Source organism: Leucobacter triazinivorans, assembly GCF_004208635.1.
Lineage (GTDB): Bacteria > Actinomycetota > Actinomycetes > Actinomycetales > Microbacteriaceae > Leucobacter > Leucobacter triazinivorans.
Genome location: NZ_CP035806.1, coordinates 2,053,216 through 2,074,886 on the forward strand (window position 1 = coordinate 2,053,216; position 21,671 = coordinate 2,074,886).

At 69.7% G+C, this 21,671-nt stretch carries 22 protein-coding genes; 17 read left to right on the forward strand and 5 right to left on the reverse strand.

The features are described from left to right. Window positions 1-36: 36 nt before the first annotated feature. The 6 genes from EVS81_RS09360 (at window position 37) to EVS81_RS09385 (ending at window position 5,624) form a co-directional block, all read left to right on the forward strand. On the forward strand, window positions 37-1,152 hold the full coding sequence (locus EVS81_RS09360) for a metal ABC transporter substrate-binding protein (protein WP_130110157.1): 1,116 nt from the start codon (window positions 37-39) through the stop codon (window positions 1,150-1,152). Continuing rightward, complete coding sequence (locus EVS81_RS09365) at window positions 1,149-1,958, forward strand: metal ABC transporter ATP-binding protein (RefSeq protein WP_130110158.1); 810 nt, start codon at window positions 1,149-1,151, stop codon at window positions 1,956-1,958. The genes EVS81_RS09360 and EVS81_RS09365 overlap by 4 nt, the downstream gene beginning before the upstream one ends. Continuing rightward, window positions 1,955-2,926, forward strand: coding sequence for a metal ABC transporter permease (locus EVS81_RS09370; RefSeq protein WP_240739793.1), 972 nt, complete (start codon window positions 1,955-1,957; stop codon window positions 2,924-2,926). The genes EVS81_RS09365 and EVS81_RS09370 overlap by 4 nt, the downstream gene beginning before the upstream one ends. Further along, complete coding sequence (locus EVS81_RS09375; protein ID WP_130110159.1) at window positions 2,923-3,750, forward strand: metal ABC transporter permease; 828 nt, start codon at window positions 2,923-2,925, stop codon at window positions 3,748-3,750. Before EVS81_RS09370 ends, EVS81_RS09375 begins: the two co-directional genes overlap by 4 nt. 20 nt (window positions 3,751-3,770) lie before the next feature. Continuing rightward, window positions 3,771-4,184, forward strand: a complete 414-nt coding sequence (locus tag EVS81_RS09380) for a Fur family transcriptional regulator (RefSeq protein ID WP_165384232.1) — start codon at window positions 3,771-3,773, stop codon at window positions 4,182-4,184. 486 nt (window positions 4,185-4,670) lie between these two features. After that, a complete protein-coding gene (locus EVS81_RS09385) occupies window positions 4,671-5,624 on the forward strand; it encodes a hypothetical protein (protein ID WP_130110160.1) in 954 nt (317 codons plus the stop codon). 1,014 nt (window positions 5,625-6,638) lie between these two features. Here the strand turns inward: EVS81_RS09385 and EVS81_RS09390 are convergent. The 3 genes from EVS81_RS09390 to EVS81_RS09400 form a co-directional block, all read right to left on the reverse strand. Further along, the gene (locus EVS81_RS09390) at window positions 6,639-7,448 is read right to left on the reverse strand and encodes an anti-sigma factor (protein WP_130110161.1); all 810 of its coding nucleotides are present in this window, start codon (window positions 7,446-7,448) and stop codon (window positions 6,639-6,641) included. Next, window positions 7,445-8,044 carry a sigma-70 family RNA polymerase sigma factor gene (locus tag EVS81_RS09395; RefSeq protein ID WP_240739794.1) on the reverse strand — a complete coding sequence of 200 codons (600 nt, stop codon included), beginning with the start codon at window positions 8,042-8,044 and terminating at the stop codon, window positions 7,445-7,447. Before EVS81_RS09395 ends, EVS81_RS09390 begins: the two co-directional genes overlap by 4 nt. Window positions 8,045-8,109: 65 nt before the next feature. Further along, window positions 8,110-9,828 carry a cytochrome c biogenesis protein CcdA gene (locus EVS81_RS09400; RefSeq protein ID WP_130110162.1) on the reverse strand — a complete coding sequence of 573 codons (1,719 nt, stop codon included), beginning with the start codon at window positions 9,826-9,828 and terminating at the stop codon, window positions 8,110-8,112. Between the two features lie 195 nt (window positions 9,829-10,023). On the opposite strand from EVS81_RS09400, the gene EVS81_RS09405 reads away from it, so the two are divergent. From EVS81_RS09405 to EVS81_RS09430, 6 genes are all read left to right on the forward strand, one after another. Then, on the forward strand, window positions 10,024-10,704 hold the full coding sequence (locus tag EVS81_RS09405; protein WP_130110163.1) for a fasciclin domain-containing protein: 681 nt from the start codon (window positions 10,024-10,026) through the stop codon (window positions 10,702-10,704). A gap of 285 nt (window positions 10,705-10,989) precedes the next feature. Beyond that, window positions 10,990-11,766, forward strand: a complete 777-nt coding sequence (locus EVS81_RS09410; protein ID WP_130110164.1) for an amino acid ABC transporter ATP-binding protein — start codon at window positions 10,990-10,992, stop codon at window positions 11,764-11,766. 101 nt (window positions 11,767-11,867) lie between these two features. After that, a complete protein-coding gene (locus tag EVS81_RS09415; protein WP_130110165.1) occupies window positions 11,868-12,746 on the forward strand; it encodes a glutamate ABC transporter substrate-binding protein in 879 nt (292 codons plus the stop codon). An 81-nt stretch (window positions 12,747-12,827) separates the two neighbouring features. Next, window positions 12,828-13,478 (forward strand): amino acid ABC transporter permease, encoded by a 651-nt coding sequence (locus EVS81_RS09420; protein WP_130110166.1) that lies wholly within the window; start codon window positions 12,828-12,830, stop codon window positions 13,476-13,478. Further along, window positions 13,475-14,449, forward strand: coding sequence for an amino acid ABC transporter permease (locus EVS81_RS09425; RefSeq protein ID WP_130110167.1), 975 nt, complete (start codon window positions 13,475-13,477; stop codon window positions 14,447-14,449). Before EVS81_RS09420 ends, EVS81_RS09425 begins: the two co-directional genes overlap by 4 nt. Window positions 14,450-14,452: 3 nt before the next feature. Beyond that, complete coding sequence (locus EVS81_RS09430) at window positions 14,453-15,610, forward strand: pyridoxal-phosphate dependent enzyme (protein ID WP_130110168.1); 1,158 nt, start codon at window positions 14,453-14,455, stop codon at window positions 15,608-15,610. Window positions 15,611-15,725: 115 nt separating this feature from the next. On the opposite strand, the gene EVS81_RS09435 is transcribed toward EVS81_RS09430, so the two are convergent. Both EVS81_RS09435 and EVS81_RS09440 read right to left on the reverse strand, forming a co-directional pair. After that, a complete protein-coding gene (locus EVS81_RS09435) occupies window positions 15,726-16,739 on the reverse strand; it encodes an aldo/keto reductase family protein (protein WP_130110169.1) in 1,014 nt (337 codons plus the stop codon). Window positions 16,740-16,800: 61 nt separating this feature from the next. After that, window positions 16,801-17,592 carry an SGNH/GDSL hydrolase family protein gene (locus EVS81_RS09440; RefSeq protein ID WP_130111377.1) on the reverse strand — a complete coding sequence of 264 codons (792 nt, stop codon included), beginning with the start codon at window positions 17,590-17,592 and terminating at the stop codon, window positions 16,801-16,803. Window positions 17,593-18,273: 681 nt separating this feature from the next. Here EVS81_RS09440 and rpmB point away from each other — a divergent pair. From rpmB to EVS81_RS09465, 5 genes are all read left to right on the forward strand, one after another. Next, entirely contained in the window at window positions 18,274-18,510 is a 237-nt protein-coding gene (rpmB, locus tag EVS81_RS09445) for a 50S ribosomal protein L28 (protein WP_105805590.1), read from the forward strand. Next, complete coding sequence (gene rpmG / locus EVS81_RS09450; protein WP_017884003.1) at window positions 18,510-18,677, forward strand: 50S ribosomal protein L33; 168 nt, start codon at window positions 18,510-18,512, stop codon at window positions 18,675-18,677. Before rpmB ends, rpmG begins: the two co-directional genes overlap by 1 nt. 2 nt (window positions 18,678-18,679) lie before the next feature. Further along, window positions 18,680-18,985, forward strand: a complete 306-nt coding sequence (gene rpsN, locus EVS81_RS09455; protein WP_130110170.1) for a 30S ribosomal protein S14 — start codon at window positions 18,680-18,682, stop codon at window positions 18,983-18,985. A gap of 313 nt (window positions 18,986-19,298) precedes the next feature. After that, window positions 19,299-19,577, forward strand: coding sequence for an HU family DNA-binding protein (locus tag EVS81_RS09460; RefSeq protein WP_053383214.1), 279 nt, complete (start codon window positions 19,299-19,301; stop codon window positions 19,575-19,577). Window positions 19,578-19,681: 104 nt separating this feature from the next. Further along, window positions 19,682-21,670 carry a bifunctional copper resistance protein CopD/cytochrome c oxidase assembly protein gene (locus EVS81_RS09465; RefSeq protein WP_130110171.1) on the forward strand — a complete coding sequence of 663 codons (1,989 nt, stop codon included), beginning with the start codon at window positions 19,682-19,684 and terminating at the stop codon, window positions 21,668-21,670. Window position 21,671: the final 1 nt, after the last annotated feature.

Here is a 21,671-nt window from a genome sequence, read left to right on the forward strand (position 1 = left end):
GCTATAGTGATACTGGTTCTCATTAGAAGGTTGGACATGTCGCGCACCGCTCACTCCCGTCATCCGCTCCGTCTCGCCGCGCTCGGAGGCGCTGCGCTCGCCGCCGCGCTCGTGCTGAGCTCGTGCAGCAGCGGGGGAAGCGCCGCCGCCGAGTCGGACTCGGACCGCTTGCGCGTGGTGACGACCACCACGCAGCTCACCGACTTCGCGCAGCAGATCGGCGGCGACGACATCGAGCTCACCGGATTGCTCGCTCCCGGTGGATCGGCCCACCACTTCGATCCGACCCCCGCCGATCTGCTCGCGCTGGGAGAGGCCGATGTGCTCATCGTGAACGGCGCGGGCCTCGAGACCTTCGTCGACTCCGCGGTCGAGGCCTCGGGCTTCGACGGCGAGATCATCACCGCGAGCGAGGGCATCGACCTCGCGGAGGCCGAGGCCATCACCGCTGAGGGCGGCGAGGCGCACGACCACGACCACGCCGAGGAGGAGCACGCGGCCGAGGAGCACGCGGCCGAGGACGACCACGCGGATCACGACCACGCCGAGGACGAGCACGATCACGATCACGATCACGGCAGCGTGAATCCGCACATCTGGACCTCGCCGCGCAATGCCGAGGGGATGGTCTCAATGATCGCGGGCGATCTCGCCCGCATCGATCCCGCGCACGCCGACGGGTACACCGAGCGCGCCGACGCCTACCTCGCGCAGCTCGACGCGCTCGACGCCTGGATCTCGGAGCAGTACGAGCGGGTGCCCGCCGCCGACCGGGTGCTGGTGAGCGGCCACGACTCCCTGCGCTACTACCTCCATGACTACGGCATCGAGTTCGCGGGGTCGATCCTGCCGAGCTTCGAGGACAACGCCGAGCCGAGCGCCGCAGACATCGACGCCCTCGTCGCGTCGATCCGGGAGCACGGCGTCACGGCCGTCTTCGTGGAGTCGTCGATGAGCCCCAAGCTGGCGCGCACCATCGCCGACGAGGCGGGCGTGCAGGTGGTCGATGCGGAGTCCCTCTACGCCGACTCGCTCGGCGCCCCGGGCAGCGACGGCGAGACGTACATCGGAGCGACGCTGCACAACACGCGCGTGATCCTCGACGCCTGGGGTGCCGAGGTGGACCCCGTACCCGATACGCTGCAGGGATGACGTTCGCCGCATCCGACCCTCGCGGCATCGCTCTCTCGATGAGCGATGCCGCGTTCGGCTACGCCGGGGAGACGCGCGTGCGCTCCCTGACGCTCGAGGTGCCCGAGGGCGCAGCCGTGGCCCTGATCGGACCGAACGGATCCGGCAAGTCGACGCTGTTGCGGGGCGTTCTCGGGCTCGCGGAGCTCACCGCGGGAAGCATCCGGGTGCTCGGCACCTCCCCCGATCGGGCCAGACGCGGCGTCGGGTCGTTGCCCCAGGCCGACACACGCGACGCCTCGCTGCCCGTGACCCTGCGGCAGGTCGTCACGATGGGCCTCTACCGCTCGCGCGGGGCGCTGCGGCCGATCGGCCGTGCGGGACGCGCCGCGGTCGACGGCTCTCTCGATCGCGTCGGGCTGAGGGAGTTCGCCGGGCGGCGCTTCGGCGAGCTCTCGGGCGGGCAGCAGCAGCGCGGGATCCTCGCCCGTGCCCTCGTCGCGAACCCTCGACTGCTGCTGCTCGACGAGCCGTTCAACGGGCTCGACCGCGAGAACCGCGAGGCGCTGCTGCACCTCGTGCGCGAGCTGCGCGACGAGGGTCGCACCGTGCTCGTCTCGACGCACGACCTCGAGATCGCCCAGCAGGCGTGCACGCATGTGCTGCTCCTCGCCTCCGGGCACCGCCCCGGCGAGCCCGGGCACCCTGCGGCGTTCGGCCCGCTCGACGAGGCGCTCACCCTCGATGCGGTGCAGCACGCGTTCCAGGACACCACCGTCGAGCTCGACCAGCACACGGTGACCACCACCCGGGAGACGGAGGTGTGATCGCGGGCGTCGGAGCTGCGGCGTTCGACGCCGCGGCGGCATTCGGAGCGGTCGATCCGGCCGTTCTCGGCTCCGGGTCGCTCGTCGCCGCGTTCAGCCCTCTGGAGATCTTCGCGCTGCCGTTCATGTCGCGGGCGCTGCTCACCGTCGCGATCCTCGCGGTCGCCGCCGGGGTGGTGGGGCTGTTCATCAGCTTCCGGGAGCTCGAGTTTGTGAGCGACGGGCTCGTGCACGCCGTGTTCCCCGGACTCGTCGTGGGCGCGGCCATCGGCGGCACCGCCGCCGTGCTGCCGGGGGCCGCGGTTGCAGCGCTGCTGGCCGCCGTGCTGTTCACGGTGATCGAGCGGCGGGGCGGGATCGGCGCCGACGCCGCGATCGCCGTCGTGCTGACGGGCCTGTTCAGCCTCGGCGTGGTGCTGGTGTCGCGCCAGGAGGGCTACGTCTCGCAGATGCAGGAGCTGCTCTTCGGCCGCCTGCTCACGGTCACCGAGGCCCAGGTGTGGCAGATCCTCGTCGTCGCAGCGGCCGCGATCCTCATCGTCGTGAGCACCTGGCGGGCGCAGCTCTTCCGAGCCTTCGACGCCGCGGGTGCCGAGGCCGCGGGCTTCCGCCCCCTGGCCGCGGATCTCTCCCTCGGCATCGCCGTCGCGCTGCTCGTGGTCGCCGGCGTGCAGGCGCTCGGCGTGCTCATGGTCATCGCGCTGCTCACCGTGCCCATGGCCGCTGCGCGGCTGTTCACCCGGAGCTTCGCACTGCTGATCCCGATCGCGATCCTCCTGCCGCTGCTCGCCGGTGCTCTCGGCCTGTGGCTGTCGTTCGAGTGGTCGGTGGGGGCCGGGGCGACGGTGTCTCCCGGCGCCGTGGTGGTGCTGCTGCTCGTGGGGCTCTACGTGCTGGCCGCGCTCGTCCGCGTGACGGCGTTCCGGCTGTCCTCCGCGCGTCGGAGCGCATCGGAGGCGGCGGCATGAGCTACTTCGCGCTCGCCGCACTCGAGCTGGTCCTGCTCGGCCTCATCTCCGGCCTGGCCGGCACGCTGATCGTGCTGCGCCGCCGGTCGTTCTTCGCGGTCGCCCTCAGCCACGCCACGTTCCCGGGCGGCGTGGTGTTCGCGATCGCCGGGTGGAACCTGCTGCTCGGCCAGGCGCTCTTCGCCCTGGTGCTCGTGCTGATGATGACGCTGCTGAGCCGGATCCCGGGGCAGGGCCGCCAGGTGACGAGCGGCGTGGTGCTGTCGTTCGGCTTCGCGCTGGGCGCACTGCTCGCGAGCCTCAACCCGGGGCTCGGCGTGCCCGTCGAGGCGCTGCTCGTCGGCTCGCCGCTGGGCGTCACCGTCGGCGACGTCACGGCGACGGCCGTCGTGCTCGTCGTGGTGCTCGCGGTGCTCGTGCTCTCGTGGCGCCGGATCCTGTTCCACACCTTCGACCCGGTCGGCTACGCCGCGGCCGGGTATCGTGCCTGGTCCGTCGAGTTCGTGGTGACCGCGGTGGTCGCCGCCGCCGTGGTGGTGGCGATGCCGGCGGTCGGCGCGATCCTGGGCGTCGCGGTGCTGATCGGGCCGGCCGCGACCGCGCGGGTGCTCGTCTCCCGTCTCGAGTGGATTCCCCCCGTGGCGGCTGTCATCGGGATCGCCGGGGGCCTCGTCGGACTCTGGATCTCGCGCGAGTTCGGCGTCGCCGCCGGCGGGTCGGTGGGGCTCGTGATCACGGCGATGTTCCTCTTGGCGCTCGGCGTGCGCGCATGCCTGCAGCGAACCCGACGCCCCTCGGCCCAGAACTTCGCTACGGTGGAGTGAGAATCGTCGGGAGGTGCGTGATGGAGCCGAAGGTGCAGCCGAAGCGGAACACGTGGCAGCGCGAGGCGGTGCGGGCGGCGCTCGCCGAGCACCGCGGCTTCGTGAGCGCCCAGCAGCTGCACCAGGCGCTGCGCGACGGCGGGTCGACGATCGGTCTGGCGACGGTCTATCGGGCGCTGGCCGGGCTCGCTGAGTCCGGTGAGGCCGACTCGCTCCAGTCGCCGGAGGGCGAGAACCTGTTCCGGTCGTGCATCATGCCCGGCCACCACCATCACCTCATCTGCCGCACCTGCGGCGACACGCGCGAACTCTCGGCCGCGGTCGTCGAGGAGTGGACGCAGCGGGTGGGCGCCGAGCACGGCTTCTCCGAGATCGAGCACGTCGTGGATCTGTTCGGCCTCTGCGAGCGCTGCCGCACCGCCGCGGCCGCGTAGCGGCCCTCGCGGCGCATGCGGGTTCGCGCGAGCCGACCCTCGATGATTGATTCCAAGGGTTGAGCGGCTGCGCGCCTGTCTCGAGCGCAGGTCGAGGGTGTCCAGGATCGAGGTTGAAACCTCAAACTCGATTCTCCGCGCTCCCGCAGCAGTCCGGCGACAACAAACGCCTCCGCACGCTCAGTGGCACCGTACAAGCCGTCATCGCGCACTGCGCACTGACAACAACTATCCGGCACGACCAGCACACCGCGCAGTCCGTCCTCCGGTCGCTGACCGCGTAAGACCACTGAACCCTTGGAATCGTGATGACGGCCCAGGACGACAACACGCAAGCAGCCCGGCCATCTCCTCCCGCGAAGGAGGGCCGGGCTGTAGAGATTCGTCAATTGACTTTTCCTTCAGTCAAGGGCTTGGGTGAATTCCTGATCTACTGATAGCTTTCAATCCACTTTTATATTGGATAGACTCAGGATAGAGATAGCAATGACGCAAAGATCTCCTATTCGTCCTACAGCGCTGACGTTCTTCGCTGCCGTAACTGTTGCTGCGACGACCATGTCCACGAGTGCTGTCTATGCGGCCGAGCTCGTCACCGCAGATATGTCGCCCGAAGTGGTACTTGAGGAAATCGCTCCGGAAACCCTGATTTCAGTCGCAGCCCCAGACACAGGACCTGAGGGCATCGAACTCGTGGTGAACGAAGTGTCCACCTCCATCCCAACGGATGCCAGCGACGGCATCGAGTTCGAATCCAACGAAGGTGCCCTCACGGTGTCGCTTCCTTTCGCAGAAGATGCCGAGCAGATCCCCACAGTCATCGACGGCATGGTGGCATTCGACAACGGAAACGGATCTCAGACTGCGAGCGTCTTGAAGGACGACGGTGGCGTGCAGATCAACACGATCATCGAAGGCCCCGGGGCACCCACTCGGTACGACTACGAGCTTGCAATACCGGACGGTGCAACGATCACTCAGAATGATGATGGCTCGATCCTCATCTCCGACAAAGACGGATATGCGCTCAGCAGCATCGATCCGGCCTGGGCGAAAGACGCGAACGGCGCATCAATAGAGACCTGGTACGAGGTCAAGGGAACGACCTTGACGCAAGTTGTGGCGCACTCGTCGGGCGACGCGTACCCGATTGTGGCAGATCCCTCCATCAACGTCTACTGGTGGGGAATCGGTATCAAATTCACTAAAGCAGAGACAAAGAAGATTGCAGCAGCCTCCAGCAACGCTGGCGCACTCACAGTCGCCTGCGGGCTCATTGCAAACGCGCCAGGCGCTGTTGCATGTGGAGCTGCCGGATTCGTCCTTTCTGCCCTAGGCAGGGACTGGGCAAAGGGCGTAGCCTCTCGTGGTAAGTGCATTCAGTTGAGCCAGACCTGGGCCACGGGCCTGCCGGCCGTACCAGTGGAAGTGAAGTGCTGATATGAGCAAATGGGAAAAGATCGCAACTGCCGGCTTGACTTCCGTCGCAATCTGGGGCGTGATGCAGGGGGTTGTCCTTCTGACGTCGGCCATCTTCACGACGCCCTTGGGGGTAGCCCGCGAGGTGGTCCCGCTCGGACTCGCATCGGTCTACTTCCTCTTCGAGTCGCGGCGAATCGCGCGAAGTGGCGTCGGCACCTCGGCCGATTCAGGCGAGCATACGTCGATCTCTCGGAGCTAATTCGCTCGAACGCTCCCAAGAACGTCGGATAGCCCCGCACCCAAGCCGCAAAGTGCGTTTGGGTGCGGGTCGGTACGGTCTCCACATGGTGAGGAGTACGGGCTGAGCTGCATCCGATGGGATGCGTACGAGTCGCACCCCATCGATGGAGATCATGCCCCGAACTTCAACGTCCTGCAGCCAGAAGTGCCATGCACGCTATGCGCAGGCCAACTCAGCGCCGAGATGGTGCCACGCTGACTGTGAGCCAAAGGCAAGCTTGCCGCGAAGTAGGACGCCGACGCTCGAAGCGGTGAGTAGGACCCACTGACCGTGCACCGGACCTCATGCGTCGGGGGCGCTCGAGATGCTGTCGAGTGGACGCAGATGAGCTTGTCTCAGATCTTCTGCCGCCTCTTTGTGCGAAGTTCAACCCGAAAAGCGCTCACCGCGATCCGGGTGTCGAGGCTGGTCTCCGGCTTCTCCCAAGAGCTGGCACACGCGTACGGCAAGCAATTAGCGAAAGGAGAGCGTTCTCCGACGTGCCGAGTGGGAAAAGAGAATGACCCGTTCAGTCTCTATCAGAGAGCTGCTCGAGCGTGCGGATCGACGGTTCGGCCCGTTCCCTGTGGGTGGGATTCCGCCTCCACGGGTGGCGTCCCGCCTCCACTTCCATTCACTGACAACGGCTATCTGGCACGACCACCACGCGGGGCAGCCCGCCCTCCGGTCACTGACCGCGTACTCCCACTACCCCTTGGAGCCGATCGCGCACCGCGACCCCCGCCCGGGGGTCACGCGGTGGCGATGACGACGACTGGGTCGGTCGTCGGCAGGCCCGTGGGCGATCCGCCCTGCTGCTCCACCGTGACGGCGACCGCATCCCCCGGCTCGAAGCCGTCCGCGAGCACCGCCGCGTCCCCGTCGTCCTCCGCGCGCATGACGCCGAGAGAAATCGGCTGGTCGCCACGCACGATCCACAGTTCGTAGTCGTGATCGTCGGGGGCGGGCTGCATGCCGTCGGCGACCAGCACCGCCTGCTGCTCGGAATCGGACCAGTGCAGCGTCGCCTCGCCGCCGTCCGCCAACTCGACCGTCGACGTGCGCGCATCGCCGGCCGAACCCACCTGCTGCAGCGCGATGGTCACCGGGTCCTGCGCCTCGAGCGCGCCGCGCAGCGGCAGCGCGATCGCGACGGCCAGCAGCACCGCGATCGATGCCGCGAGTGCGAACCATCCCGCGCGGCGTCGGGCGCGGGGGGCGTCCGCCTCGGGCGACGCGCCGCCCCCTGGTGGTGCGGGTGCGTTCCGGGGCTCCGGGGCGTCGTGCGCCGCGCCCGGGGCGCCGCCGCGCGCGTCCTGCGCGGGCGGTTCGAACTGGGGGCTGCGCGAGACGAGATCGAGGATCGCGGCGCGCGACGCGGCCGGCGGCTCAGCCGCGGCGGACGCGGCGCCGAGGCTCCCCGCGGTCTCGAGATCCTCGTCGACCACCCGCTGCCACTCGGGGTGCGCCGCGAGCGCTTCCGAGAACGCGCGCTCCTCCTCGGGTGAGAGCGCGTGCAGCGCCCGTGCGGCGGAGAGCTCGCGGAAGTGCTGCTCGTTCATCGCGTCGCCTCCAATGCGGTCCTGAGTCGGGTCAAACCATCGCGGATGCGCGTCTTGACCGTGCCGAGCGGAGCCCCCTCGAGGGCGGAGATCTCGCTCTGGGTGTATCCGCCGAAGTAGGCGAGTACGAGCGCCCTGCGCTGGGCCTCCGGGAGCTCGTCCAGCCCGCGCACCGCGCGACCGCCGTCGATCATCAGCGCCACCTCGTCGTCGACGCCGGCGTGCGTGCGGGCCAGCTCCCGCGCTCCGACTGCGAGGTCGCGGCGCCGCGCCGCCCGGGAGGAGCGGACGCGGTCGACGGCGCGGCGGTGCGCGATGGTGAGGAGCCACGCTCGCGCGCTGCCCCGATCCGGGTCGAACGCGGTCGCGGTCTGCCACGCCTCGAGGAAGACCTCCTGCAGCACCTCCTCGCTCTGCGAGCGGTCGACCAGCACCCGGAGGATCAGGCCGAACACCCGGGCGGACAGCAGATCGTAGAGGTCGGCGAAGGCGCGCTGATCGCCGTGCGCCGCGAGTGCGAGCGCCTCGTCGGCGGGATCCGGGCCCGCGCCGTCGTCCGCTATCTCGATTCCGTCGATGACCATCGTGTCCAGCATGCCGCATCCACCTCCACTCCGTCTTCGTGTCGCGACTGCGAGTCGTCGCATCTCGGGCGCACTCCCTACCCGAAGGTGAACGAGTAGACCTGCACGCCCTCGGGCACCCGGAGATCGAGGGTGCCCGTGTCGGGGTCGCCGTCCTCCACCACGCGGTACGAGCGCGGCGGCCCGCCGACCTCGACGGTGCGGGTGGCGCCGCCGACGCCGATCTCGAGCGTGCCGCTGCCCGCCACCACCGCCCGCACCTCCTGCGCGCGATATCGCAGGCGGATGTCGCCGCCCGCCCTGTCTTGCGGGGTCGCGAACTGCGTCTCCACCGTCCACCGCCCGTCGAGCGCGAAGGTGTCGACGTCCTGCCGACTGGGGAACGCGTAGTCGCCGTCGCCCGCCCGATACGCCTCGGGGCCGGCGAAGTTGCGGTCCTTCGACGAGCCGAGGAAGGTCTCGGGCGTGGTGCTGCCGAGTTCGGGGGTGCGGTCGGTCACCTCGGTCTTGGCGGGCAGCGCGTCGTCCGGGCGCGCCTCCTCGAGCAGCTCGCGCATGAGCTTCTCGGTGACGGCGTAGTTGCCCTCCCCGAACGAGATGTGGCGCACGGTGCCCTCGGCGTCGATCAGATAGTGGGCGGGCCAGTAGCGGTTGCGGTAGGCGGTCCAGGTCGAGAGCGAGTTGTCCATCGCGACCGGGTACTCGATGCCGAAGTCGTCGATGCCCGCCTCGACGTTCGCCCGCTCCTTCTCGAAGGCGTACTCGGGCGAGTGCACGCCGATCACGGTGAGCCCCTGGTCGCCGTAGGCCTCGTCCCAGGCCACGACGTGCGGGATCGACCGCTGGCAGTTGATGCAGGAGTACGCCCAGAAGTCGATCAGCACGACCTGGCTCCTGAGCGCGTCGAGATCGAGCGCTTCGCCGTTCGGCGTATTGAGCCAGGTCTCGATCCCCCTGATCGCGGGTGCCGCGCCGCACGAGGCGAGCTCGGCGGCGCCGTTCTCGCAGCGGTCGAGATCCCGGTTCTCGTCGGTGACGAGGCCCCCGAGGGAGAGGGCGCTCCTCCCGGCGTCGCTCTCGGCCAGGTCCCGCTGGACGCCGGAGGTGTAGTCGGGGAGCAGCCGTTGCAGCTTCTGCGGCACGTCGAAGGCGAGGCCCGCGGCGAGGGCGATGAGCGCGACGCCGCCCACGACGCGGATGGTGCGCTCTCGCCTGCGGAAGCCGCGGATGCGCTCGGCCACGCCGCGCCCGGCGAGTGCGAACACGAGCAGCGGGAGCGCGACGCCGACGGCGAACGAGAGGGTCAGGAGCACGGTCTCGGGCCCGATCCGGCCCGTCGCGCCCGCGACGATGATCGCGGCGAGCACCGGTCCGGCGCAGGGGACGAACACGGTGCCGAGCGCGAGGCCCATGCCGAAGCCGTTGCCGCCCTCCGCGGCGCGCCGGCGGGGAAGGCGCTGGAACGGCCGCTCGAGCAGCTGCTCGAACCCGGGGAAGAGCATACCCGCGCCGATGATCAGCAGCACCGCCACACCCGCCCAGCGGATCGCGCTCGGCGGGATGCCCAGCAGCCCCAGCAGCAGTGATCCGATCAGCGTCACCACCGAGAAGCTCAGCACGAGCCCGGCGATGATCCAATAGGGCCGACTCCGCTTCGCGGCGATCACCTCAGGCGTCTTGCCGGGCGCCGCCGGGCGGGCGCCCGCCGTCAAGAAGATGACCGGCAGCACCGGCAGAATGCACGGCGAGATGCCGGTGATCAATCCGCCGAGCAGACCGATGAGCACGATATCCATGAGCAACCCTCCTGTTTGCCGAGTCATTCGGAGCGGTGCGCGGAACGGATGGGACGGGGCGGTGCCGACGGCCCGCGGCGGCGGTCTGCGAACGCCCGCGAAACTTCTGCGACGAATTTCCCATCCGATCTCGTGACGGCTCCGAAGACCGAGACAAGCCGCGGAATTCTGCGGATCACCATCAGAGGAGGAATCATGTTCACGAAGAGGAAGACCTTCGCCGCCGCCTTCGCGCTGACGCTGGCCGGAAGCGCGATGCTGACCGGCTGCGCGATGGGAGCGTCGACCGACGAGGCGGCCGAGGATCAGAGCTCGGAGCAGATGCAGGAGAGCGCGCCGGCGGAGGAGTCGGACTCGTCGATGGGTGCGGCCGACCCCGCTGCGAACCTCGTGGGACCGGGCTGCGCCGCCTACGCCGAGGCCGTGCCCGATGGCGATGGCTCGATTCAGGGCATGTCGCAGGATCCCGTGGCGGTCGCAGCGTCGAACAACCCGATGCTCACGACGCTCGTGGCGGCCGTCAGCGGACAGCTCAACCCCGATGTGAACCTCGTCGACACCCTGAACAGCGACGAGTTCACGGTGTTCGCGCCGGTCGACGACGCCTTCGACAAGATCGACGCCGCCACCATCGAGACGCTGCAGACCGACAGCGACCTGCTCACCGAGATCCTCACCTACCACGTGGTACCGGGACAGATCGAGCCGGCCGACATCGCCGGAGCGCACATGACCGTGGAGGGCCGCGACCTCGAGGTGACCGGCTCGGGCGACGAGCTCATGGTCAACGACGCCGCCGTCGTCTGCGGCGGCGTGCAGACCGCCAATGCGACCGTCTACCTGATCGACGGCGTGCTGATGCCCCCGGCGGAGTGAGCGCCGGTCGCCGTCGCGCACTGGAGCGCGCCGGCGATCCGCACCGTCGCTGCGCCCGCTGCTCGCACTCGAGCGGCGGGCGCAGCTGCGTGCCCGGGCCCGCTGCCGATTGAGATACGGAATGGTAACGATTTCTCAGATTCGCGGGTGCGGGATCGATCCCGTGGTGCTCGATCCCGCGGCTTTCTTGCCGGTGAACAGGCATTCGTGGGCGCGGGTCAAGCGTTTTGGAGGATGGGCGCAAGACCCTGTTCCCCGGCCGCGAATCGTCCTAGTATCTGCCCCATGGCAAAGACGACAGCGATCAGGGTGGCTCGCGACGATCGGGAACCACTGGTCATCATCAGTGACGTGAACAAGCACTACGGCGAGCTGCATGTGCTGAACAGCATCAATACCCAGGTGGGCCGCGGCGAGGTGGTCGTGGTGCTCGGTCCCTCCGGGTCGGGCAAGTCGACGCTGTGCCGGGCGATCAACCGCCTGGAGACCATCGACTCCGGCACCATCACGATCGACGGCGAGCCGCTGCCCGAAGAGGGCAAGGGGCTCGCGAAGCTCCGCGCCGACGTGGGCATGGTCTTCCAGTCGTTCAATCTCTTCGCGCACAAGACGATCCTCGAGAACGTCACCCTCGGTCCCATCAAGGTGCGCGGCATGAGCCGCAAGGCGGCGGAGGAGAAAGCGATGGCGCTGCTCGACCGGGTCGGCATCGCCAACCAGGCGAAGAAGCTGCCGTCGCAGCTGTCGGGCGGCCAGCAGCAGCGCGTCGCGATCGCGCGCTCCCTCGCGATGGACCCGAAGCTGATCCTGCTCGACGAACCGACGAGCGCGCTCGACCCCGAGATGATCAACGAGGTGCTCGACGTGATGATCAGTCTGGCCAACGACGGCATGACGATGGTCGTCGTCACCCACGAGATGGGCTTCGCCCGGCGGGCGGCGGATCGCATCATCTTCATGTCGGACGGGCAGATCGTGGAGGAGGCGACGCCCGAGCAGTTCTTCACCGATCCCCAGACCTCCCGGGCCAAGGACTTCCTCTCGAAGATCCTCAACCACTGACCACCCAGACCGCGCCGGGCGGGCGCCACCGCGCCGGACCGGAGCGACATCAGAGGGATCGGCACGAACCGGACCCCCAACGAAGAGAAGGCAGGAATCTCATGCGAATCGCAAAGTATGCAGCAGTGATCGTGGCCGCGGGCGCGCTGGCGCTCTCCGCGTGCGCGTCCGGCTCCCCGGGGGACGCCGAGGGCGATGATGCCGGGCCGGCTCCGGTCGAGGAGACCTCCTTCGAGGAGGGCACCACGATGGCGGCGCTGAACGAGGCGGGCAAGATCACGATCGGCACCAAGTTCGACCAGCCCCTGTTCGGCCTGATGGGCCCGTCGGGCACTCCCGAGGGCTTCGACGTCGAGATCGGCAAGCTCATCGCCGCGAATCTCGGCCTCTCCGAGGACCAGATCGAGTGGAAGGAGGCGGTCTCGGCCAATCGCGAGCCCTTCATCGAGAACGGCGAGGTCGACATCGTCGTCGCCACGTACACGATCAACGACGAGCGCAAGCAGGTGATCTCGTTCGCCGGGCCCTACTATCTCGCGGGTCAGGATCTGCTGGTGCTCGAGGGCAACCCGGACGGCATCACCGGTATCGACGACGTGGCGGGCGAGAAGGTCTGCTCGGTCACCGGCTCGACCTCCGAGCAGAACCTCAAGGACGCCGGCGTCGAGGTGCTCGCGACCGACACCTACTCGAACTGCCTCGAGCCGCTGCGCTCCGGCGAAGTGGTGGCGGTGTCGACCGATAACGTGATCCTCGCGGGTCTGGCGGATCAGAACCAGGGCGAGTTCGAGGTCATCGACAACCCCTTCACCGAGGAGCCGTACGGCATCGGGCTGCAGAAGGACGACGACGACTTCCGCAACTTCATCAACGACGTGCTCGAGCAGTCGTTCGAGGACGGCGAGTGGGCCGCGGCGTGGGATCGCACCGCGGGCACGGTGCTCTCGACGCCCGAGCCGCCCATGATCGACCGCTACTGAGTCGGGCCGCCGGGCGGGCGCGATGACGCGACCGCCCGGCGCACCCGCACCCACCGACTCCCAACGAAGGGATCCTCACCCGTGGACGTGCTGATCGCGAACGCCGACGACGTGTTCGCCGGGTTCCTCATGACCCTCAGGCTGCTGCTCTTCGGCGGCCTCGGCGCGATGGTGATCGGCCTCATCGTCGCCACCATGCGCATCTCCCCCGTCGCGTCGCTGCGCGCCTTCGCCACGGTGTACACGGAGCTCGTGCGCAACATCCCGCTGACGCTGCTCCTGTTCTTCATGGTCTTCGTGCTGCCGCTCATCGCGACGAGCAAGCCCCCGTACGAGGTGCTCGCGTCGATCGGGCTCGCCATCTACACCTCGCCGTTCGTGGCCGAGGCGCTGCGCAGCGGCATCAACGGCGTGCCCGTGGGGCAGGCCGAGGCCGCCCGATCGATCGGGCTCGCGTTCGGTCAGACGCTCACGCTGATCGTGCTGCCCCAGGCGCTGCGCATGGTCGTGCCGCCGCTCATCAACGTGTTCATCGCGCTCACGAAGAACACCTCGGTGGCCGGCGGCTTCTTCGTGGTCGAGCTCTTCGCCACGGCGCGGCAGCTCACCAACGCCAACGGCCAGGCGGTGATCCCGATCCTCATCGGTGTGGCCTGCTTCTATCTGCTCATCACCATTCCGCTCGGCCTCATCGCCGGGCAGATCGAGAAGAAGGTGCGGGTGCTGCGATGACTCACGCAACGGTTCTCTACGACGCCCCGGGGCCGAGGGCCCGCACGCGCTCGCGCATCATCTCGGTCGTGGGCGTGATCGCGGTGGCCGCGCTGCTCGGCTGGGTGGTCTGGCGGCTCGCGCAGCCCCAGGTCGCCGTCAACGGCAACGTCACCCCGAGCATGCTCAGCGCGTCCCGCTGGGACGTGCTCGCCTACGGGGAGGTCTGGCGGTACATCGGCTCCGGCGTCTGGAACACGCTGCGCGCCGCAGCGGTGGCCATGGTCGGCGCGCTGCTCGTCGGGGTGCTCTTCGCCTTCGGCCGGCTCGCCGACACCGCACTGATCCGCATCCCGACCACCGTGCTGCTGGAGTTCTTCCGCGGCATGCCCGTGCTGCTCATGATGCTCTTCATCCTGCTCGTGGCCTCGACCGGGGCCTTCTGGGCCGTGGTGATCGCGCTCATCATCTACAACGGGGCCATCGTGGGGGAGGCGCTGCGCGCCGGCATCGTCTCGCTCAACAAGGGGCAGCGCGAGGCGGGCCTCTCCATCGGCCTCACCCCGGTGCGCACGCGGCTCATGATCGAGTTCCCGCAGGCCTTCGTGCAGATGCTGCCGATCCTCATCGCCCAGATGGTGGTGCTGCTGAAGGACACCTCGCTCGGCTACATCGTCGCCTACCCCGAGCTGGCCAAGACGGTGAAGGACATGGCCAACTACTACGGCAACGGCTACATGTTCACCTTCTGGCTCGTCGCCGTGGTGATCTATCTGGCGATCAACCTCGCGGTGTCCTGGTTCGGGCGCCGCATGGCCCGCTTCGCCGCGGCGCGGGGCGGAAAGGCGGACGCCGGGCCGGGCGCGACCGACCCCGGCGGTGCCGGCCCGACAGCCGCGGCCGCGGGCGGCGCCGCCGCCGTCGCTGCTGCGGGCGGTGCTGCGGGCGGTGCTGCGGGCGGTGCTGCGGGCGGTGGATCCGAGAACAGTTGAGCCGTGACGACGCGCGATGAGGGGGCGGGTGCACCGGACGGATCCTCGACCGGCGCACCCGCCTATCTCGATCCCGCGACCGGCGCCCGCTATCCGCTGCACGAGCCGCGCTGGCGCTCCGACTCGGGAGGGCCGCTGCTCGTCACCGGGGGCGGCGGGATCGGCCCTGCCGACATCGACACGGCCGCGCGCGGCCTGTGGCGGTACCGCGCGGCCCTCGCGCTCGATATCGAGCATCCCATCTCCCTCGGCGAGGGGCGCACGCCGCTCGTGGAGCGCGAGTGGGCGGGCGGAAAGCCGCGATTCAAGCTCGAGTGGTTCTCGCCGAGCGGCAGCTTCAAGGACCGCGGTGCGAGCGTGATGCTGTCGGCGCTGCGCCGGCAGGGCGTGCGCGCCGTGATCGAGGACAGCTCCGGCAACGGAGGCGCGGCGATCGCGGCCTACGGCGCCGCGGGCGGGCTCGACGTCACCGTGTTCGCCCCCGCGTCGACCTCACCGGCCAAGCTCGCGCAGTCGCGCGCGTACGGGGCGCGGATCGTGCCCGTTCCCGGGCCCCGCGAGGCCTCCCAGGCCACTGCGATCGCCGCGGCCGAGCGCGGCGAGGGCTTCTACGCGAGCCACAACTGGCAGCCCCTCTTCCTCGAGGGCACGAAGACGCTCGCCTACGAGCTCTGGGAGGACCTCGGATTCCGCGCACCCGATGCGGTCGTGATGCCCGTGGGTGCCGGGAGCACCCTCCTCGGCTGCTTCTTCGGCTTCGAAGAGCTGCGGCGCGCGGGAGCGATCCCGCGCCTTCCGCGGTTGTACGCGGCGCAGCCCCTGAACTGCTCTCCGGTGGACGCCGCGCTGCGGGGCGACCGCGACCGGCCCGTGCTGCCGACCATCGCGGAGGGCACCGCGATCCGGAGCCCGCTGCGCCTCAGCGGGCTCGTGGCCGCGGTGCGCCGCAGCGGGGGCGCGTCGGTCGCCGTGCCCGAGGCCGGGATCCTGGAGGCGCACGGGGCGCTCGCCCGCCGGGGCCTCTACACGGAGCCGACCAGCGCAACGGCCGCAGCGGCCACCGGTCGACTGCTCGAGGAGGGGGCGATCCGGCCCGACGAGACGACGGTCGTGATCCTCACGGGTTCGGGGCTCAAGGCTGCCGGGCCCGCCGCCGGTTGAGCGGAGCGCGCCCTCCCGCTGGTCGAGCGAGCGCAGCCTCCCGCCGGTTGAGCGGAGCGCGCCCGCCGCTGGTTGAGCGAGCGCTGCGAGTCGAAACCGAGGCCCCCGCGGCTCCTCAGCTGAGCCGGGACTGGGGCGCCATCGTCGAGGTGTGCCGAGGGTCGTCGAACACCGCGCCGTCGAGGGCGCGGTCGATCGCCGCGAGCGTGTCGGCGTCGAGCCGCACGCCCGACGCCTGCACTGTCTCGGCGAGCTGCTCCGGTCTCGAGGCGCCCACGAGCGCCGAGGCCACGTTCGGGTTCTGCAGCACCCACGCGATCGCGAGCTGCGGCATCGTGAGGCCGGCCGCCTCTGCGATCGGGCGCAACCGCTGCACCGCCTGCAGCACCTCGTCGCGCAGGAAGGCCTCGATGAACTTCGCGCCGCCCTGCTCATCGGTGGCGCGCGAGCCCGTGGGTGCTGCGCGCCCCGGCAGGTACTTGCCCGACAGCACGCCCTGCGCCATCGGGGACCACACGATCTGCGAGATCCCGAGCTCCTGCGACGCGGGAACCACTTCGCCCTCGATGACGCGCCACAGCATCGAGTACTGGGGCTGGTTCGAGATGAGCTGCACGCCGAGCTCCTTCGCCAGGGCGTGTCCGTCGCGCAGCTGCTCCGCGGTCCACTCCGAGACGCCGATGTAGAGCGCCTTGCCCTGGCGCACGATGTCCGCGAACGCCTGGAAGGTCTCTTCCAGCGGGGTCTGCGCGTCGAAGCGATGCGCCTGGTAGAGGTCAACGTAGTCGGTTCCCAGACGGCGCAGCGAGCCGTTGATGGAGTCCATGATGTGCTTGCGGCTGAGGCCGGTGTCGTTCGGCCCCTTCGGGCCGGTGGGGAAGTAGACCTTCGTGAAGATCTCGAGGCCCTCGCGCCGCTGCCCGCTCAGCGCGCGGCCCAGCACCGCTTCGGCCTGCAGATTGGCGTAGACATCGGCGGTGTCGAAGGTGGTGATGCCCGCATCGAGGGCGGCGCGAACCGTTGCGCTCGCCGCGTCGTCGTCGATCTGCGAGCCGTGGGTGATCCAGTTCCCGTAGGTGATCTCCGAGATCTTGAAGCCGCTGTTGCCGAGATACCTGTAGCCCACCATGGGGTTCACCCTAGCGGCGTGCGGTGGCGAGGGCCAGGGGGCCGGGGGCCGGCCCGGCGCGCTACGCGTCGTGCGGGGAGACCTCGGCCTCGGCGCCGGCGGGCGGCGTCGGGACGATCCACGTCCACTCCGCGTACTTGGCGGAGCGTCCGTCGCCGCTCGAGCGCCCCGTGAGGCGGCGCTTCACCCACGGCACCACGTGCTCCCGGGTGTAGGCGAGCTGCTCGCGCCGGGTGGGGCGCGGGATCGGCTCCGCCTCGATCTGCCAGGCCCGCGGCGGTGCGATCTCCAGTGCGCGCAGCACGTTCGCCGCGACCCGGTGATGCCCCACCGGGGCGAGGTGCAGCCGGTCGGGCGACCAGTACTGCGGGCCCGCCAGTACCGGGTCGCTCCAGTTGTCGGCGAAGCGGATGCCGAGCCGTTCGGCGATCGCGCCCGCGAGTCGCACCAGTTCGTCGCCCTTCGCCCGCACACGGGCGCCGCCGGGCAGACCCGCTGTGGGGTTCGCTCCCGCGAGCAGCAGCGGCTCGGCGCCTGCCTCGCGGATGCGGAGGAGCGCGCGCTCGGTCTCGGCGCCGATCCAGGCGAGATCGGTGCCGGGGCGCAGCATGTCGTTGCCGCCGCCGTTGAAGCTGACGAGCGTGGGGCCGAGCGCGAGCGCCGGGCCCAGCTGCTCGGCGATGATCGGGGCGAGCAGGCGGCCGCGGATCGCGAGATTCGCGTACTGGATCGGCTCCCCCGTCGCATCGGCGATGCCCTGCGCGACGAGATCTGCCCAGCCGCGCACCGAGCCGTCGGGTCGCTCATCGCCGACGCCCTCGGTGAAGCTGTCGCCGATCGCCACGTAGCGGATGCGCGCCCGGCGATCCGGCTCGGGCGCCGTGCGATCCGGTGCGTGCCGATCCGGTCCCGTCCGATCCGATGCCGCGGGCTCTGGTGCCGAGCGATCCGGTCCTGTCCGATCCGGTGCCGAGCGATCCGGTCCCGCGGGATCCGGTGCGTTCCGATCCGGTGCCGAGCGATCCGGTCCCGCGGGATCCGGTGCGTTCCGATCCGGCTGCTCGTTCTGCCTCTCGTCCACCTGCCCAGCCTACGCGTCGTGGCGCACGCGACGAGCCGCTTCTATTCCTTCCTGCCTCATCTACCTGCTTCATTCTCAATTGGGAGTCGCGTTCTGCCGCATCGGGGTGGGCGAAGCGGCAGAACGCGACTCCCACTTCGGGGGAGGGAGTGGGGGCGGGCAATCGGGTCGGGTCGAGCGACGGCGGGCCGGGGCGGCGGCGGGCCGGGGCGGCGCCGGGTCGGGTCGGCGCCGGGGCGGCGCGGGCGGGGAGGCCCGGGGGATTGCGCGACACGCCCGGCTTGCGCAGGCGCGGATCCTGACATAGAGTTGTTCTTTGGCTGTGCGCCGTCCCAGTGCGCAGACCGCGGGAGCCGCTCGGCTCGAGACCGGAATGACTCGTCAGGCCGGGGTTCCTGCAGACAAGAAATCTTGGGTGAGGCCGTCCGGCCTCACGGTATGAGAGGAAACACCATGGCAGCAGTGTGCCAGGTGACCGGCGCCGTTCCCGGCTTCGGTCACAACATCTCGCACTCGCACCGTCGCACCAAGCGCCGGTTCGATCCGAACATCCAGAAGAAGACCTACTACGTGCCGTCGCTCGGCCGCAAGGTGACCCTCACCCTGTCGGCCAAGGGCATCAAGGTGATCGATGCCCGCGGCATCGACGCCGTCGTGGCTGATCTACAGAAGCGTGGGGTGAAGTTCTAATGGCGAAGGACAAGGACGTACGTCCGATCATCAAGCTCCGCTCGACGGCAGGCACCGGGTTCACCTACGTGACCAAGAAGAACCGCCGCAACACCCCTGACCGCCTCGTGCTCAAGAAGTACGATCCGGTCATCCGCAAGCACGTCGAGTTCCGAGAGGAGCGTTAATCATGGCGAAGAAGAGCATGATTGCGAAGAACAAGCAGCGTCAGGCCATCGTCGCCCGCTACGCCGAGAAGCGCCTCGAGCTGAAGAAGGCCCTCGTCGACCCCAACGGCACCGAGGAGAGCCGCGAGGCCGCCCGCGTGGGCCTGCAGAAGCTGCCCCGCAACGCATCGCCGGTGCGCGTGCGCAGCCGCGACGTCATCGACGGCCGCCCCCGCGGCGTGCTGTCGAAGTACGGCGTCTCGCGTGTGCGCTTCCGCGACATGGCGCACCGTGGCGAGCTGCCCGGCATCACCAAGTCGAGCTGGTAAGACTCCGGCGGCGTCTCGACGAGTCGCCTGCGCGAACGGGCGCGGATCCTGCGGGGTCCGCGCCCGTTGGCGTGTCCGGGCGTGTGCCCGGCCGCGCGTGCGGCCCCGGCCCGGCACGGCCCGGCTGCGGGTGCCGCCGCGCGGCGCCGCGCGACACGCCGCATGGCGAAATCCCCGCCAGATTCCGCAGAATTCCGCCGAAGTGGGGTAGATTCGTAGCGATCAACCGATCGGACCCTTCCAAACCGGGAGGGATACCTGAACTCGATCAGGGGCTGGGGAGCATCGCGTCTTCGCCCTGGAAGGACACAACATGGCACTCAACAAGACCGAGCTTGTCGCGAAGATCGCCGCCGAGACCGGCCAGAGCCAGGCCGCTGTTTCCAGCGTCGTCGACGGCTTCTTCGCCGCCGTCTCCGAGACCGTCGCCGGTGGCGACAAGGTCTCGATCCCCGGCTGGATCTCCTTCGAGACCGCGACCACCGCTGCTCGCACGGGCCGCAACCCGCGCACCGGCGAGACCATCGACATCCCCGCGGGCAAGCGCGTGAAGGTGTCGGTCGGCTCGAAGCTCAAGGCTGCCGTGAAGTAACGCGCTTCCTCGGAAACCCCCGCCCGGTGCTCGCCACCGGTCGGGGGTTTCTGCGTTTCGCGGCCCCGAGCGCCTTCCCACCCGCCGCCGCGTAGGCTTGAGGGGTGCCACGATATCTGCGCGTACTCGCCCCCGCCCTGCTGATCGCGGCGACCTTCGCCGCGCTCCTCCTGGGGCTCGGGATCGGCGGCGCCGCGGCCGAGCGCACCCTCGCGGATCCGGGGGCGCTGGTGCGTTTCGGCATGCCCGTCGCCCGCACGCTCGTGAACCTCTCGATGGCGGGCCTCATCGGCTCGGTCGTGATGACGGTGTGGGCGCTTTCGAGCGAGCGGCCGGAGAGCCGCGTGGCGATGGATCTGGCGGCGGGATCCGCGGCGGTGCTCACCGTGGCCAGCTCGGCGACCCTGATCCTCACCTTCGTCGACGTGTCGGGGCTCGCCTTCTCGGGCGAGGCGAGCTTCGGGGCGGCGCTGGCCCAGTTCGTCACCGAGGTCGAGCTGGGGCAGCTCTGGCTGATCCAGCTGCTGCTCGCGGCCGTTACCACGGTGCTGGCCTTCGCGATCCGAGAGCGCAGACTCACCCTGCTCGTGCTCGTCGCCGCGATGGCCACCGCGCTGCCCCTCGCCCAGCAGGGGCATGCGGCAGGCGCCTCGGGCCACGGTCAGGCCGTCAACTCGCTGCTGGTGCACCTCGTCGGCGCCGCGGTGTGGTTGGGGGGCCTGCTGACCCTCGTCTTCATCGCGCGCGTGACCGACCGGCGCAGGCTCTCGGTGCTCACCGCGCGCTACTCCACCCTGGCGCTCTTCGCGTTCATCGGCGTCGCGGCCTCCGGAGTCGTGAGCGCGTGGTTGCGCGTGGGCGGCGTCGACGCGCTCCTCGGCACCGGCTACGGGCAACTCGTGCTGCTCAAGACCGCCGCGCTCGTGGTGCTCGGCGTGTTCGGAGCGGTGCAGCGCACGAGGTTGATCCCGAGCATCGCCGACACGGAGCGGGGCAGTCGGGCCTTCATGTGGTTCGTGCTCGCCGAGCTCGCCGTCATGGGCGTGGCGAGCGGGATCGCCGGTGCGCTCGGGCGCACCGCTACGCCGGTGGCGCTGGAGCCCGCGCGCGACCAGGGCGGCCGGATCAGCCCGGCCGAGTGGCTCACCGGCGATCCGCTGCCCCCCGAGCTCACCCCGATGAGCTATCTCACCACGTGGCGGTTCGATCTCGCTTGGACGCTCGTCTGCGTGTTCGGCATCGGCCTCTACCTGGCCGGAGCGATCCGGCTGGCCCGTCGCGGCGATCGCTGGCCGGTGGGGCGCACCATCGCCTGGTGCCTCGGGCTGGTGCTGCTCTTCTACACGACCAACGGTGCGCTCAACGCCTACGAGCAGTACCTCTTCAGCGTGCACATGCTGGCCCACATGATGCTGACGATGCTCATCCCCCTCGTGCTCGTGCTGGGGGCGCCCGTCACCCTCGCGCTGCGCGCGACGGAGAAGCGCGACGACGGTTCGTGGGGCGGCCGGGAGTGGATCCTGTGGGCCGTGCAGACCCCGTACTCCAGGATCATCACCCATCCCGCGGTCGCGGCGGTCGTGTTCGCCGGGTCCCTGTGGGTGTTCTACTTCACCCCGATCGCGCGCTGGGCAGCTTCGGAGCATCTCGGCCACCAGTGGATGATCATCCACTTCCTCATCGCCGGCTACCTGTTCAACCTATCGATGGTCGGCATCGATCCCGTGCCCTATCGTTTCCCCTACCCGCTGCGACTCGTCACGCTCTTCGCCACGATGGCCTCGCACGCGTTCTTCGGGGTGACGCTCATGACCGGCGACGGCCTGATGCTCGCCGACTGGTACGGGGCGATGGGGCGCACGTGGGGGGCGACGCCGCTCGAGGATCAGGTGACCGGCGGGGGGATCGCCTGGGGCATCGGCGAGCTGCCGACCCTGGCGCTGGCGCTCATCGTCGCGGTGCAGTGGTCGCGCAGCGACGTCAAGGAGCAGAAGCGCAAGGACCGCGCCGCGGATCGCTCGGGCGACGTCGAGCTCGAGGCCTACAACGCGATGCTGGCGCGTCGGGCTGGGGGTCAATCGCATCGCGACTGAC